Source organism: Streptomyces sp. NPDC002144 (assembly GCF_053593695.1).
This window is the reverse complement of sequence record NZ_JBSFDB010000011.1, coordinates 124,106-138,868: the sequence shown is the minus strand read 5'-3', so window position 1 is coordinate 138,868 and position 14,763 is coordinate 124,106. Positions and strand designations below refer to the sequence as shown.

Sequence of the window (14,763 nt, the reverse complement as noted above, 5' to 3'; positions counted from 1 at the left end):
CCGGATCATGGCGGTGGTCAACCGCGACCCGCGCACCGCCCCGCACGGCACCCGCAACGACGCGATCCTCGCCGCCGTGCTCTGTGCGGCGGCCGTGTGCCTGGCGCTGTTCACCGACCAGAGCCGCCGGCCGGACGCGCTCGGCTGGACGCTGCTGCTGGCCGCGCACGTGCCGCTGGTGTGGCGGCGGCGCCGGCCCCTGCTCGTCCTGGCCACCGGGCTCGTGCTGCTCGTGCCGTACCACGCCCTGCAGAACAACCACTTCGCGGCGACCCCGGCCACGATCGTCGCGCTCTACACGGTCGCCGTCACCGGCCGCCCGCTGCGCACCATCCTGGCGGGCGCCGTCGTCCTCGGCGTCTCCACCGGCGCCATGCTCACCGTCAGCACCCACATGGCGGTCGAACTGCTGCGGATCTCCGGCTGGGTGATCGCCACCCTGTTCTGCGGGGTCGACGTCCGCTACTACCGGCAGTACGTCGCCGCGATCGTCGAGCGGGCCGAGCGCGCCGAACGCACCCGTGAGGAGGAGGCCCGCCGCCGGGTCGCCGAGGAACGCCTGCGGATCGCCCGCGACCTGCACGACCTGCTCGCCCACAGCATCACCCTGATCGGCGTGCAGACCTCGGTGGCCGCGCACGTCCTCGGCGCCGACCCCGAGCGCCTGGACCGGGAGACCGTCGCGAAGGCGCTGGACGACATCGCGGAGACCTGCCGGACGGCACGGGGTGAACTGCGCACCACGCTGGAGGTGCTGCGCGCCTCCGAGAACGGCGACGGGCGCGGCCCGCTGCCCGGCCTCGACGGACTGCCCGACCTCGTTCGCACGGCACGGCTCGCGGGCGCGCGCGTAGAGCCGTCGCTCCGGGCGCGGCAGGCACCGCCGGCCGTGGGCGCGGCCGCCTACCGGATCGTCCAGGAGGCGCTGACCAACGCCGTACGGCACGCCGGGCCCGACGTCGCCGTACAGGTCGAGGTGTACGAGACGGACGGGGCCCTGCGCCTGTCCGTCATCGACGACGGCGCCTGCCCCGATCCCGGCACGGCGCCCGGATTCGGGCTGGCCGGCATGCGGGAGCGGGCCCGCAGCGTGGGTGGCACACTCGACGCCGGGCCACGGCGGGAGGGCGGCTTCGGGGTCACCGCCGTGCTGCCGCTGACGACCACGGGGGAAGGGACAGGATGACCATCCGCGTACTGCTCGCCGACGACCAGACGCTGGTACGGGCCGCGTTCGCGATGCTGGTGGAGTCGGCGCGGGACATGGACGTCGTCGGACAGGCGGGCACCGGCCGGGAGGCGGTGGAGCTGACCCGCGCCGTGCGGCCCGACCTGGTGGTGATGGACATCCGGATGCCGGACCTGGACGGCATCGAGGCGACCCGGCTCATCGCCGCGGACGCGCAGCTGAAGGACGTCCGGGTCCTCGTCCTCACCACCTACGACACCGACGAGAACATCGTCGAGGCGCTGCGCGCCGGAGCCTCCGGGTTCCTGGTCAAGGACACCCGTCCGGCCGAACTCCTCGACGCCGTCCGGACCGTGGCCGCGGGCGACGCACTGCTCTCGCCGGGGCCCACGGCACGGCTGATCGAGCGGTTCCTGCGCAGCCCGTCGACGCCGCCGACGGGCGGCCCGGAGTGTCTGTCGGACCGGGAGCGGGAGGTGCTGGCGCTGGTCGCGCGGGGCCTCAACAACGTGGAGATCGCCGGGGCGTTGGGGCTGAGCCCGCTCACCGCCAAGACCCACGTCAGCCGGATCATGGGCAGGCTCGGGGCGCGGGACCGGGCGCAGCTGGTGATGGTGGCCTACGAGTCGGGACTGGTGACTCCGGGAACCATCGACCCGTGACCCTCCTGAGCCGCACCCTCCTCGTCACCCTCGCGGTCCTCGCCCCCACCACCGCGACGGCGCACGCCTCCACCACCCACGGCTGCACGTCCTCCGTCCCCTACGTCTCCGGCGAGGGCGGCTACGACACCTACCGCATCCCGGCCACCGTCACGACCCGGCGGGGCACCGTGCTCGCCTTCGCCGAGGGACGGCACAACAGCCCCTCCGACACCGGACACATCGACGTCGTCCTGCGCCGGTCGGACGACGGCGGCTGCCGCTGGGGGCCGTTGCGGGTGGTGGCCGCCGGGGACGGGGACACGCGAGGCAATCCGTCGCCGGTCGTCGATCCGCGCACCGGGGCGATCGTGCTGGTCACCTCCTACAACAGCGGGGCCGTGACGGAGGCGCAGATCATGCGCGGGGAGGTGCCGCCCGAGCAGGGACGGCGGGTGTTCGTGCAACGCAGCCGGGACGACGGGCTGACCTTCTCCGCGCCCCGCGAGATCACGGCCCAGGTGAAGCTGCCGGACTGGCGGTGGTACGCGACGGGGCCGGGCCACGCGGTCGCCCTCACCCGCGGCCCGCACGCCGGCCGCCTGGTGGTCGCCGCCAACCACTCCGGCCCGCCGCCCGCAGGTTCCCCCGACACCGGTGCGGAGGCCAGGTACTACGGCGCGCACGACATCTACAGCGACGACGGCGGAGACAGCTGGCACATCGGGTTCACGGACGACACCTATGACGGCGTGGTCAACGCCAACGAGTCCACCGCCGCCCAACTCCCCGACGGACGGCTGTACTTCAACTCCCGCGACCAGAACGGCACCACCCCCGGCAACCGGGTGGCCACCTACTCCGGGGACGGCGGCGAGAGCGTCGACCACCCCTACGCCGGGCAGCCAACCCTCGACGACGCCCCGGTCGTCGAGGGCAGTGTCCTCCAACTCGCCGGGCTGGAAGCCCCGTTGCTCTTCTCGGCCCCGTCCGTCCCGACCGCCCGCCGCTCGATGGCCGTCTGGAGCAGCGCGGACGCCGGAGCGACCTTCACGAGGTCCCTGACCCTCGCCGACCAGCCGGCCGCCTACTCCGACCTGACCCAGGTGGACGCCCGGACGGTCGGCCTGCTGTACGAGACGGGCACGACCGGCCCGTACGACACGATCGAGTTCCGCCGGCTGCCGGTCGACGGGCTCTGAGCGGACCTGAAGGGACGCGGGGCCGCGACCGGCATGCGGCTCCGCCGGGCGGGCGGAGCCCTCAGTGCAGGCCGGCGGCGGCGAGGTACTTGGCGATCCGTTCCACCTCCTCCGGTGACAGCGGCACCTGGGGTTCCGCCGTCGCCGGGCAGTCGATGACGCCCCGCAGGTGCAGCGCCGCCTTGAAGGCGCCCAGCGCCGACGAACTGCCGCCCATACGGGCCGGGTCGCCGGCGCCCACCATCCGGAACAGGGCGCACAGCCGCTCCTGTTCGGCCCGCGCCCGCCCCCGGTCACCGTCCCGGCACAGACGGACGAGACGGACGTAGCCATGGGGGTCGACGTTGGCGAGGCCCGGGACGGCTCCGTCGGCGCCGAGCGCGAGGGCGGAGTCGACGATCAGTTCCGAGCCGGTCAGGACGCTGAAGCCGGGGAGCGCGCGGGCGCCGGTGACGACCTCGCGGAAGGCGGCCAGGTCGCCGCTGGAGTCCTTCAGCCCGGCGAGGGTGCCGTCGGCGGCGAGGGCGAGGACCAGGTCGGCGGGGAGTTTCGTGTGGACGGCCATCGGGATGTCGTAGGCGATCACCGGGACCGGGGAACCCTGTGCGACCAGGCGGAAGTGGCGGGCGATCTCGGCGGGGTGGGTGCGGGTGTAGAAGGGGGCCGTCACCACCACCGCGTCCGCGCCCGCCGAGGTCACGGCCCGCACATGGTCGAGGACGCGAGGGGTCGTCATGTCGATCGCCCCGGCCAGGACGGGGAGCCGGCCGGCCACATGGGCGGCCACCGACTCCACGACCAGCCGACGCTGCCCGTCGGTCAGATAGGCCGCCTCCGACGAGGAGCCCAGCACGAACAGCGCGTCCACCCCGGCGTCCACCAGATGGTCGACCAGCCTGAGCAGCGAGGGGACGTCCACCTCGCGGTCCGGTGTCAGGGGCGTGCAGACGGGCGGGACGACACCGGTCAGCGGGGTGGGAAGGGTCATGAGGGCTCCCTGGGGTGGTTCTGCCGTACGAGGTCGTGCGTCGATTCGGCCTCCTGAACAGGATGGTGGCAGCGGAACCGGTGACCGGGCGCCGACGCGGCCGAGAATTCCGGCATCTCGGATGCGCACCGGCCGTCCGCCTTCCAGCAGCGGGTACGGAAGGGACAGCCGGAGGGCGGCCGGGTCGCGGACGGCACCGGGCCGGTGAGGGGGATCGGCTCGACGGGACGCAGCAGTCCGGGGGTCGCCGAGAACAGGGCCCGGGTGTACGGGTGGCGGGCCCGGTCCGTGACCTCGGTGGCCGGGGACTCCTCCACGATCCTGCCGAGGTACATGGTGATCACACGGTCGCTCATCCGCCGTACCGTCTGGATGTCGTGCGAGACGAAGACCAGGGCGAGGCCCAGGCGCTCCCTCAGGTCGAGGAGGAGGTTGAGGATCTGGGCGCGGACGGAGACGTCGAGGGCGCTCGTCGGTTCGTCCGCCACGACCAGCTCGGGCTCCAGGGCCAACGCCCGTGCGATCGCCACCCGTTGGCGCTGACCGCCGGACAACTGGCCGGGCAGGGCGTCGGCGAGGGCGCGGGGCAGACCGACGAGGCCCATCAACTCCCGTACCCGGTCCTCACGTTCGGCGGTCGTGCCGTGCCGGTGCACGTCCAGCGGGTCGCGCAGGATCCGCCGTACCGGCAGCCGGCGGTTCAGGGCGGTCGAGGGGTCCTGGAAGACCATTCCGGTGCCCGCGCCGACGGTGGTCCGGCGTTCGGCGGGCGGCATCGACCACAGGTCGCGGCCCCGGAAGGACACCGTGCCCCCGGTCGGCCGCTGGATGCCGACCAGCACCTTCGCCAGCGTCGACTTGCCGCAGCCGGACTCGCCGACGACGCCGACCGTCTCGCCGGGCGCGACGGCGAGGTCGGCACCGGTGAGGGCGTGGACCCGGTCGCGGGTGAACAGGCCGCCGCCGCGGGCCCGGTGGACGACATGGGCGCCGGACAGCTCGACGATCGCGTTCACTGCACCGCCTCCGGCGACGTCACGAGATCGACCGCGGGGTGGTGACAGGCGGCCGTGTGCGCGGGCGTGCCGAGCAGGTCGGGCGGGGTGGTGCGGCAGACGCCGGTGGCGAGCGGGCAGCGGCCGGCGAAGCGGCAGCCTGCCGGGAAGTCGGCGGGGGACGGGACGACGCCCCTGATCTGGGTCATGCGCTCCTCGGCGGACTCCAGGGACAGCACGCTGCCCAGCAGTCCGCGCGTGTAGTGGTGGGCCGGCTCCTCGACCAGGTCGGCGGTGACGCCCGTCTCCACGATCTGCCCGCCGTACATCACCACCACCCGGTCGGTGACGTCCGCGACCAGCGCCAGATCGTGCGAGACGAGGATCAGCGCGAAGCCCAGCTCCTCGCGCAGCCGCAGCAGCAGCTCCATGACCTGCGCCTGGACCGTCACGTCCAGCGCGGTGGTCGGCTCGTCGGCGATGATCAGCCTCGGCTCGCGGGAGAGGGCCATGGCGATCAGGACGCGCTGCCGCTGGCCGCCGGAGAGTTCGTGCGGGTAGCTGCGCAGGGTGCGGTCGGGGTCGAGGCCGACCAGGGCGAGCAGTTCGGCGGGAGTGCGGTGGCCGCCGCGCCGTACGACCTGCTTGAGCTGGGCGCGGACGGTCATCGCCGGGTTCAGGGAGGACAGCGCGTCCTGGTAGACCATCGCCATCTCGTGGCCGAGCAGCCGACGCCGTACCCGCAGCGGTTCGGCGAGCAACTCGCGCTGCTGGAAGCGGACTTGACCACCCACCCGGGCGCCCTTCGGCTGGAGGCCCATGACGGTCAGGGCGGTCAGCGACTTGCCGCATCCCGACTCCCCGACAAGCCCCAGCACCTCACCGGGCCGTACCTCGAAGCTGATGCCGTCCACGATGTCGACGCCGCCGTGCCGGGAGTCGAACCCGATGGTGAGGTCCTCCACCGCGAGCACGGGTTGCCGCCCCTGGGGGAGGGGACGGGCCCTGGTACGCAGTCGCGCCGCTGCCGCCGCCAGCCCGGGCAGCCGCAGCACCTCCCCGCTGCCCGGCTCCGGAGCCTCCACCGGGTCGTCCTCGCCGCGCACCTCCACCTCACGCCCCGCGGGGACGGCCCACGCGTCCGACACGCCCTCGGCCAGGACGTTCAACGACAGCACGGTCACCAGCATCAGCAGCCCGGGGAAGACGGTCGCCCACCACCCTCCGATGAGCACCATGTTCTTGCCGTCCGCGATGACACTGCCCCAGGACGGGTCCGGCGGCCGTACCCCCGCCCCGATGAACGACAGCGAGGCCTCGAAGACGACCGCCTCGGCGACCTGCACGGTGCAGAACACCAGTACCGGGGCGGCGCAGTTGACGGCGACGTGGCGCAGCACGATGTGCGGGGTCCGGGCGCCGATCACCCGTTCCGCCGTCACATAGTCCTCGCCGTACTGGTCGAGGACGTTGGCCCGCACGACCCGTGCCACCGGCGGGGTGAACAGGAACGCGATCGCGCAGATCAGCACCGTGATCCCGCCCCCGAAGACCGCCACCAGCACGGCGGCCAGCGCGATGCCGGGGAACGCCATCACCACGTCCAGGCAGCGCATCAGAGTCTCGTCGACCCCCTTGCGCGAGGTGGCGGCGACCGCCCCGACCAGCGCTCCCACGACCAGCGCGAGCGCGGTCGCGCCGAGCCCGATGGCCAGCGACCAGCGGGCGCCGTACATCAGCCGGCTGAGGATGTCCCGGCCGAGGCTGTCCTGGCCCATCCAGTGCTCGGCGGACGGATGCCCGGTGTCGTCGACGAGCGGCTGCTGGTCGAGGGGGTCGTCCGGCGCGATCAGCGGGGCCAGCAGGGCGACCAGGACGACGACGGCCAGGAAGCAGACGGCGGCCTTCGACAGCGGCGGGAGCCGTCGCCATCCGCGCGGGCGCAGCCCCGGCCGGGAAAGGATCCCGGCGAGGTCCTTGCGGGTGGGGAACGTCATGACGCCTCCCTGAGGCGCGGGTTGAGCAGCAGGTACAGGACGTCGATGACGAGGTTGACCACGACGAAGCCGGTGGCGGTCGTCAGGACGACGCCCTGCACGACCGCCGGGTCGCCGTTCTGCACGGCGTCGATCATCAGCTTGCCCATGCCGGGCAGCGCGAAGATCGTCTCGATGACGACGGCGCCGCCGAGCAGATAGCCGACGCGCAGTCCGAGCACGGTCAGCGGGTTGACGAGCGCGTTCCGCAGGACGTTGCGGCCCACGACGACACGCGGCGGCAGTCCGCTGCCGATCGCCGTACGGACGTAGTCCTTGTCCAGCTCCTCCACCACCGACGTCCGGACGATCCGGGTGAGTTGGGCCGCGACCGGCAGTGACAGGGCCAGGGCGGGCAGGGTCATGGTCCGCAGCCAGCCGGTGAGGGAGTCGGCCGGGTTGATGTAGCCGCCGGTCGGGAACCAGCCCCGGTCGACCGCCAGGTACTGGATCATCAGCAGCGCCAGCCAGAAGGCGGGGGCCGCGACGCCGACGAGGGAGACGACCCGGATGATCTGGTCGGGGAGGCGGTCGCGGTGGACGGCCGCCGTGACCCCGCCGAGCAGGGAGAGCACCACGGCGATCGCGAGGCCCAGGAAGGTGAGCTGGAGGGTGAGCGGCAGCGCGGTGGCGACCTGGTCGAGGACCGGGGCGCGGGTCAGGGCGCTGGTGCCGAGGTCGCCGTGGAGCAGGCCGCCGACGAAGTGGACGTAGCGCACGGGCAGCGGGTCGAGCAGGCCGTTGCGCTCACGGAAGTCGTGCAGCTGTTGAGCGGTCGGGTTGGAGCCCTGGAAGAACGCGGACGCCGGGTCGACGTCGGAGAAGCGCATCACCAGGAACACGAACAGCACCACGCCGAGCATCAGCGGCACGAGCAGGGCGACACGGCGGACGAGGATGCGCAGGACGGCGATCACGACGGTGCCCCTAGACCCATGTCGCCCGGAGCAGGTTGATGCCGGGATACGGCTGTGCCCTTATCCCCTTCAGCCTCCGCGGATCCCACGCCGTCATCAGTTCGTTGTGGACGACCGGGTAGAGCACGGCCTGCTCGGCGACGATGTCGATGTAGTCCTGGATCATCGCCCGCTTCCGCTCCGGGTCGGGCTCCCGGGTGGCCCGGTCCATGTCGGTGAAGAGCCGCTTGGCCACCGGGTCGTCGGCCCAACGGGTGTAGCCCATCCAGAGGTTGGCGGGGCCGTAGTTGTAGTGCATGATCAGGTCGGCGTCGAGGCCGAACTGGTTGGGGTTCGAGGCGGCGGCCACGACCTGGTAGTCCCGCTTCTGGTCCATCTTGGTGAAGACGGCGGTCGTCTCCTGCGGTGAGAGGGTGGTCCGCACGCCGATCGCGTCCCAGGACGCCTTGATGGTCGGCAGACAGTCGACGATCCAACTCACGTTCACCGCGAGGACGTCGACCCCCAGCCCGCTGACCCCGGCCGCTTTCAGCAGCGCCTTCGCCTTCTCGGGGTCGTGGTCGTAGACGGTCCTCGCCCGCCGGTAGGAGGGGTTGCCCTCGTTCAGGAAGGAGGACGACGGCTTCCCGTGCCCCTTGAGCGCGACCCGCACCATCTTCTCGGTGTCGATGGCGTAGTGCAGTGCCTGCCGCACCCGTACGTCGTCGAAGGGCTTGTGCCGGGTGTTGAACATCAGGAACAGGTTGTTCATCCCGGCCCCGCCCGCGACCGACAGCCCGCCGCTTCTGAGCTGCTCGATGTCGGCATACGGGATGTTGTCGGCGATCTGCGCGCCCGCGCTCGCCCCGGAGACACGGGCCACGCGCGGGGCCGCGTCCACGATCGTCAGCCAGTTCATCCGCCGGAAGGCCGGCGGGCGGGGGCCGTTGTAGTGCTCGAAGGCCGCGAAGGTCGTGTTGGACTTCGGGTGGTGCGCGGTCTGCCGGTACGGCCCCGAGCCGACCGCCAGTCCTCTGATCGCGTCGTCCCAGGCGCCGGGCCGGGAGAAGACGTGCTTCGGCATGATCTTGGCGATGGTGAGCCGTGCAGCGCCTTCCGGGAAGGGGAACTTGAGCACCAGCTCCACCGTGCGCGCGTCGACCTTCCGGACCTCCTTCAGCCAGCTCGCGAAGAAGCCCTTGGCGAGGGTCTGGGTCTTCGGGTCGAGGATGCGGTCGAAGACGAAGACCACGTCGTCGGCGGTGACGGGCCTGCCGTCGTGGAAGGTCGCGCCCTGCCGGAGCGTGAAACGCCAGGTCGTGGCGCGGAGGTCCGTGGGCACCTCGCTCGCGAGCGCCGCGTACGGCTCGCGGGAGATCGGGTCGGTGTCCAGCAGCCCCTCGTAGACGTGGTTGTTGGCGGCCATGCAGAACGCCGACGCCGTCTGCGTCGGGTCCCAGCTGCCGTCGTTCCCATAGCCGATGACGGCGGTGAGCGTGCGGTCCTCGCCGCCGCCGCTCCCGGTGTCGATCGTGGACTGCGGCCCCCACGAGCAGGCGGACAGGGACGCGGAGACGGCGGCCGCCGCGCCCAGCGCGCCGGTGTGCTTCAGGAAGGTCCGGCGGTGCACGGTTCCTCCAGCGGTGAGGAGATACGACGTCCTACGTCCTGGCGTCAGCCGCGACCCTAGGAGGGGCCCACAGGGCGGTCAAGGGAACGCACACGAATGGCGTAGCCGTCAGAGGTCGGACCAATGACGTGCTGTTATGGCCGAGTTGACGCCCCGTACGCTGGCCGGATGACGGACACGTGGAACCCCGCGGACCCCGGGGTGCTGCGCCTGCCCTCCGGCCGGCTGATCCGGGGCCGCGGACTGCGCCGCCCCCTCCCGCCCGGGGCGCCCACCCCCTCGTACGCCCTCTACCTCCTCGGCCGCCAACCCCCGCCCGTGCCCTGGGAGTTCACCTGGATCCGCTGGCCCGACTTCTGGCTCCCCGCCGACCGCCCGGCGGCCCGCGCCGCACTCACCGCGGCCTGGGAGCGGGCCGCGCGGGTGGGGAGGGTCGAGGTCGCTTGCGGCGGCGGCCGGGGGCGCACCGGGACGGCGCTGGCGTGTCTGGCGGTGCTGGACGGGGTTCCGGCCGAGGAGGCCGTGGACTTCGTACGCCGGCACTACGACCGGCGGGCGGTGGAGACGCCGTGGCAGAAGCGATACGTGCGGACCTTCGCCGACTGAGCGCGTCCGCCATGGCGTCGCCGAGGACCAGACGGGCGTACGACCGACGTCGTCCGTCATTCCTTGGTTGCCGGACCGTAGACCATCGGCGGACGGCGGGGCGGGAACGCGGGCGGCACGCTGGGGGCATGGATGAGACGAAGGGGATCAGCCGGGCGCGGTTCCTGGCGGGGGCCGCGGCCGTGTCGGTCGCGGCGGCGACCCGGCCCGCGACCGCCGCCGGACGCCGCGGCCTCCGTCACCGGGGGGTCGTCTACACCGTAGGCGAGGGGGAGACAGCGGGGACCGCGTGGAGCGCCGCCCGGATGCGGCGCGACATCCGGGCCATCCGCGACCGCCTGCACGCGGACACCGTCGACGTGACCGGCGACGGTGTCGAACGGCTCACCGCCACCGCCGCCGAGGCCGCCGAGCGGGGACTGCACGTATGGCTGCAGCCGATCCTCGCGGACGCCCCGGAGCGGGACATCCTGGAGCACATGGCCGAGTGCGGGCGGTTCGCGGAGCGGCTGCGGCGGCAGGGGGCGAGCGTCGACTTCAGCGTGGGCTGCGAGTTCTGGCTGTTCGTGCCCGGGATCGTGCCGGGGGAGACGGTCCTGGAGCGGGTCCGGAACCTGCTGGACGGGAAGGTCGACCCCGTGGCGATGCAGCGCCGCCTCGACCGCTTCACCGCGAAGGCGGCGGCACTCGGGCGGTCCGTCTTCCACGGCGACCTGAGCTATGCCGCCGCCCAGGACGACAAGGTCGACTGGCGGCTGTTCGACATCGTCGGCATCGACTACTACTCGTACTTCCGCCACCACTCCGACCACATCAGGGAGTTGCGGCGCTACCAGCGCTGGGGCAAGCCCCTCGCCATCACCGAGTTCGGCACCTGCACCTACGTCGGCGCCCCCGAGGCGGGCGGCATGGGCTGGGACGTCGTCGACTACGACAAGGGCGAGATCAAGGGACATCTGGTCCGCAGCGAGCACACCCAGGCCGCCTACCTCGTCGGCGTGCTGTCGGTGTTCGAGGCGATGGGGCTGTACGCGGCGATGGCCTTCGAGTTCGTCACCCCCGACGCCCCGCACCGCGCGGACGACCCGCGCAAGGACCTCGACATGGCGAGCTACAGCATCACCAAGGTCATCAAGAACCGCCCGGACGACCCGCGTTCGGGCTGGCACTGGGAGCCGAAGGAGGCCTTCCACGCCCTCGCCCGCCGCTACGCCCGGTGCGCTCACCCGCAGTAGACGTCCCGCCGCGGCCGCTCGCCCGTCGCCAGGAACCGCGAGACCGTCTCGTCGCCGCACGCGTTGCCGTTGTCGAGATAGGCGTCGTGGCCGGTGGAGTTCACCGTGACCATGACCGCGCGGCGGCCGAACGCCTCGCGCATCTTCAGGGCACTGCTCAGCGGGGTCGCCACATCGCGTACGTCCTGCACGAGCAGCACGTCGGCCGGCCCCCCGTCGGTGATCCGCACCGGTGCCCGCTTCGGCTGCCACGGCCAGGCGGCGCACACCATCGCGTTACGGGGCATGCCCGCCGTCAGCGGGTACTTGGCGCGGCTCTCGTCGACACCCTTCTGATACACGGCGGCCGACCGGGGCCAGGCGGCGTCGTTGCAGATGGTGGCGGCGCCGACCGCGGTGTAGTTCTGCATCACCTCGTCCGGCGGGGTCTGCGGCGCGGGCAGCGGCCCGCCCTTCTGCGCGGCCAGGATCAGCCGGGCCGCGGTGGGATAGTCGTCGGGGTCGTAGAGGCTGTTCAGCAGGGTCTGGCGCAGGACGTCACCGTTCAGCTCCTCGGGGTTGGCGCCGGGCCAGGGGATCGGCTCGCGGTCCAGGCGGGCGGCGAGACGCAGGAAGAGCGGACGCACCTCGGCGGCGGTGGGAGCGAGGCGGTACGGATTGCCGGGCCCGGACGCCCACTTGGCGAACTCGGGGAAGTTGTCCTCGACGCCGACCTCGTAGGCCTGCAGCCAGGCGCGTTCGACCCGGACGGGATCCGGGTTGCCGCTGCTGTCGAGCACGATCCGGTCGGTGCGCTGCGGGAAGAGCTGGGCGTAGACGGCCGCGACGTACGTCCCGTAGGAGACCCCCCACGCGGAGAGCTTCCGGTCGCCTAGGGCGGCCCGGATCCGGTCGATGTCACGGGCGTTGTCGACGGTGCTGATGTGCCGCAGCAGCTCGCCTCCGTTGTGGGCGCAGGCGTCCGCCATGCGGCGGGCGGTGGCCATGGTCCGGTCGACGGATCCGTCGGGGCCGGGCCAGGGGCGCAGCGCGGTGACGGCGAGGTCACGGTGTTCGAGGCCGCAACTGACGGACGTGGAGGGCGCGTTGCCGCGCGGAGCGAACCCGATCAGGTCGTAGGAGTCCCGGACGCCCTGGGGCAGCTTCTGTCCCTTGCCCGAGGGGTCGTCCAGGCTGTCCCCGCCCGGCCCGCCGGGAACGAGCAGCAGCGCGCCCCGGCGGGCGGACGGGTTCTCGGCCGGGATACGGGAGACGGCGAGGTCGATCCGTGCGCCGTCGGGGTGGGCGTAGTCCATCGGCAGGGCGAGGGTGGCGCACTCCTGACGTGGATCGAGGCCGGCGCCCTGGCACCTGGTCCAGTGGAGCGTCTGCCCGGGGCGGGCGGAGGCGGTGACCGGCGCGAGAAGACCGAGGACGACCCCGGTGGCGGCGATCAGTGAGGCGGTGCGGATGCTCTTCGTCATGGTCATGAGCCTCGCGGTTGCGCGCCGCCCGTCCCATCCGGTCAACTGCCTTGTCGCGAAGGGGGTTTACCCCACCGCCGACCGCGGGTTTCTCAGACGTCCCGCCGGTCGACGGCCACCACCGCGACCACCGCGCTCACCGCCGCCCACACCCCGAACACGACCCACCCGCCCGCCACGGACGTCGGGTATTTGGAGACCAGGGTGAAGGGATGGGTGCCGTATCCGACGTCGACGAGCCGCACCCAGGCGTTGAAGGGCAGCGCGTTACGGACGCAGGCCGTCCAGTGGTAGGTGTCGGTGACGAAGGACGGCAGCAGGAGCAGCGCGAGGGTCGTCAGGACCATCGTGGTCGCGCTGTGCCGGATCAGCGCCCCCATGCCCATGCCGACCAGTGCGCTCACCGGGGCCAGCAGCGCCGACGCCACGACCACGCGCCAGGCGCCGGGATACCCGATCGACACGCCCGCGCCCCGGCCGTCGAGGACGGCCTGGGTCGCCGCGAAGGAGACGCCCGCGACCAGCGCGCCGTACAGCGTCATCACCGCCGTCACCACGGCCACCTTCGCCGCGACCAGCGCCCGGCGGTCCGGGACGGCGGTGAAGGTCGTACGGATCAGGCCCGTCGCGTACTCGCCGACGATCGTGATCGCCCCGATGCCCGCGCACGCCAGCACCAGCATCAGGGCGGCGCCCTGGGTGAAGGCGTCCCGCAGCGCCCAGTAGACGAACTCGCGGTGGATCGGGCCGCCGTAGTGCGGGTAGTTGACATAGTCCGCGCGGGCCGCGTTCGTGTTGAAGGCGACCAGGGCCAGGGCGCTCGCACCGAGGGCCCAGTAAGTGGAGCGCAGGGAACGGAGTTTGATCCACTCGGCGGCCAGCAGGTCGGTGAAGCGGGCGGCGGGCGGGGCGAGCGTGGTCATCGGCGGTCTCCGGCGAGGTACTCGACACGGTCGGCGGTCAGTTCCATGAACGCGGTCTCCAGGGAGGCGGCCGAGGTCGACAACTCCCAGAGCAGGAAGCGGTGTTCATGGGCGATCTCACCGACCCGCACCGCACTCGCCCCGCTCACCCTCAGCGTCTCCACATCGTGGGGCGCCACCTCCGCGCCCTCCGCCTCCAGTACGGCGGCGAGCGGGCCGGCGTCCGGCGTGCGCACCGTCACGGTCGGCGCCGTACCGCGCGCGGCGAAACCGGCCAGGCTCTCGGCGGCGATCAGCTCGCCCCGGCCGATGACGACCAGCTCGTCGGCGGTGTGCTCCATCTCGGACATGAGGTGACTGGAGACGAGAACGGTACGGCCCTCGTGGGCCAGCCGCCGGAACAGTTCCCGTACCCACAACACCCCTTCCGGATCGAGGCCGTTGAGGGGTTCGTCGAACATCAGCACCGGCGGGTCGCCGAGCAGGGCGGCCGCGATGCCCAGCCGCTGCTTCATGCCGAGCGAGAAGGTGCCGACCCGGCGCCGGGCCGCCGCGTCGGTGAGACCGACCTCGGCGAGCACCTCGTCCACCCGGCGGCGCGGGATCCGGTTGCCGCGGGCCAGCGCGTGCAGATGCGCCCGCGCGCTGCGGCCGCCGTGCACGTCGTGCGCGTCGAGGAGGGCGCCGACGTGGTGCAGGCCGCGCGGATGGCGGCGGAAGGAGTGGCCGCTGATCGTCGCCGTGCCGGACGTCGGCTCGACGAGGCCCAGCAGCATCCGCAGGGTCGTGGTCTTGCCCGCGCCGTTGGGGCCGAGGAAGCCGGTGACATGGCCGGGGCGGACGGTGAAGGACAGGTCGCGTACGGCGGTCGTGGGGCCGTACCTCTTGGTGAGCTGTTCGACTTCGATCATGCGGACCACGGTCGCGCGGGCGGGCGGTCCCGGGCATCGGGCGGACGC

Annotated in this window: 13 protein-coding genes; 5 read left to right on the top strand and 8 right to left on the bottom strand. The window is 72.6% G+C overall.

Translation table 11 applies throughout. From position 1 onward, the window contains the following. Positions 1 to 7: 7 nt before the first annotated feature. From ACWCQ1_RS18855 to ACWCQ1_RS18845, 3 genes are read left to right on the top strand one after another with little or no spacing between them, the layout of a single operon-like run. A complete protein-coding gene (locus ACWCQ1_RS18855; protein ID WP_451026978.1) occupies positions 8 to 1,186 on the top strand; it encodes a sensor histidine kinase in 1,179 nt (392 codons plus the stop codon). Next, the gene (locus ACWCQ1_RS18850; RefSeq protein ID WP_358593410.1) at positions 1,183 to 1,851 is read left to right on the top strand and encodes a response regulator transcription factor; all 669 of its coding nucleotides are present in this window, start codon (positions 1,183 to 1,185) and stop codon (positions 1,849 to 1,851) included. Before ACWCQ1_RS18855 ends, ACWCQ1_RS18850 begins: the two co-directional genes overlap by 4 nt. Then, positions 1,848 to 3,032 carry a sialidase family protein gene (locus ACWCQ1_RS18845; protein WP_451026942.1) on the top strand — a complete coding sequence of 395 codons (1,185 nt, stop codon included), beginning with the start codon at positions 1,848 to 1,850 and terminating at the stop codon, positions 3,030 to 3,032. Before ACWCQ1_RS18850 ends, ACWCQ1_RS18845 begins: the two co-directional genes overlap by 4 nt. Positions 3,033 to 3,093: 61 nt before the next feature. Here the strand turns inward: ACWCQ1_RS18845 and ACWCQ1_RS18840 are convergent, their stop codons facing one another. Genes ACWCQ1_RS18840 through ACWCQ1_RS18820 form a run of 5 tightly spaced genes read right to left on the bottom strand, consistent with a single transcriptional unit; the run spans position 3,094 to position 9,577 of the window. Next, positions 3,094 to 4,020, bottom strand: coding sequence for a dihydrodipicolinate synthase family protein (locus ACWCQ1_RS18840; protein ID WP_451026941.1), 927 nt, complete (start codon positions 4,018 to 4,020; stop codon positions 3,094 to 3,096). After that, positions 4,017 to 5,036 carry an ABC transporter ATP-binding protein gene (locus tag ACWCQ1_RS18835; protein ID WP_133041086.1) on the bottom strand — a complete coding sequence of 340 codons (1,020 nt, stop codon included), beginning with the start codon at positions 5,034 to 5,036 and terminating at the stop codon, positions 4,017 to 4,019. The genes ACWCQ1_RS18840 and ACWCQ1_RS18835 overlap by 4 nt, the downstream gene beginning before the upstream one ends. Continuing rightward, positions 5,033 to 7,012 carry a dipeptide/oligopeptide/nickel ABC transporter permease/ATP-binding protein gene (locus ACWCQ1_RS18830; RefSeq protein WP_451026940.1) on the bottom strand — a complete coding sequence of 660 codons (1,980 nt, stop codon included), beginning with the start codon at positions 7,010 to 7,012 and terminating at the stop codon, positions 5,033 to 5,035. Before ACWCQ1_RS18830 ends, ACWCQ1_RS18835 begins: the two co-directional genes overlap by 4 nt. Next, entirely contained in the window at positions 7,009 to 7,968 is a 960-nt protein-coding gene (locus ACWCQ1_RS18825; RefSeq protein WP_451026939.1) for an ABC transporter permease, read from the bottom strand. Before ACWCQ1_RS18825 ends, ACWCQ1_RS18830 begins: the two co-directional genes overlap by 4 nt. 10 nt (positions 7,969 to 7,978) lie before the next feature. Continuing rightward, complete coding sequence (locus tag ACWCQ1_RS18820; RefSeq protein WP_358593416.1) at positions 7,979 to 9,577, bottom strand: ABC transporter substrate-binding protein; 1,599 nt, start codon at positions 9,575 to 9,577, stop codon at positions 7,979 to 7,981. Positions 9,578 to 9,745: 168 nt separating this feature from the next. Here ACWCQ1_RS18820 and ACWCQ1_RS18815 point away from each other — a divergent pair, with 168 nt between their 5' ends. Next, positions 9,746 to 10,183 carry a phosphatase domain-containing protein gene (locus tag ACWCQ1_RS18815; RefSeq protein ID WP_133041090.1) on the top strand — a complete coding sequence of 146 codons (438 nt, stop codon included), beginning with the start codon at positions 9,746 to 9,748 and terminating at the stop codon, positions 10,181 to 10,183. A gap of 128 nt (positions 10,184 to 10,311) precedes the next feature. Next, positions 10,312 to 11,418, top strand: coding sequence for an abortive phage infection protein (locus ACWCQ1_RS18810; RefSeq protein WP_451026938.1), 1,107 nt, complete (start codon positions 10,312 to 10,314; stop codon positions 11,416 to 11,418). Here the strand turns inward: ACWCQ1_RS18810 and ACWCQ1_RS18805 are convergent. The 3 genes from ACWCQ1_RS18805 to ACWCQ1_RS18795 all read right to left on the bottom strand — a co-directional run bounded on the left by ACWCQ1_RS18805 (position 11,406) and on the right by ACWCQ1_RS18795 (position 14,715). Further along, positions 11,406 to 12,881: an alpha/beta hydrolase gene (locus ACWCQ1_RS18805; protein WP_451026937.1), complete on the bottom strand. Its 1,476-nt coding sequence runs from the start codon at positions 12,879 to 12,881 to the stop codon at positions 11,406 to 11,408. The two genes, ACWCQ1_RS18810 and ACWCQ1_RS18805, sit on opposite strands and share 13 nt — an antisense overlap. A 92-nt stretch (positions 12,882 to 12,973) precedes the next feature. Next, positions 12,974 to 13,804, bottom strand: a complete 831-nt coding sequence (locus ACWCQ1_RS18800) for an ABC transporter permease (protein WP_358593419.1) — start codon at positions 13,802 to 13,804, stop codon at positions 12,974 to 12,976. Further along, positions 13,801 to 14,715, bottom strand: coding sequence for an ABC transporter ATP-binding protein (locus tag ACWCQ1_RS18795; RefSeq protein ID WP_451026936.1), 915 nt, complete (start codon positions 14,713 to 14,715; stop codon positions 13,801 to 13,803). Before ACWCQ1_RS18795 ends, ACWCQ1_RS18800 begins: the two co-directional genes overlap by 4 nt. Between the last annotated feature and the right edge of the window lie 48 nt (positions 14,716 to 14,763).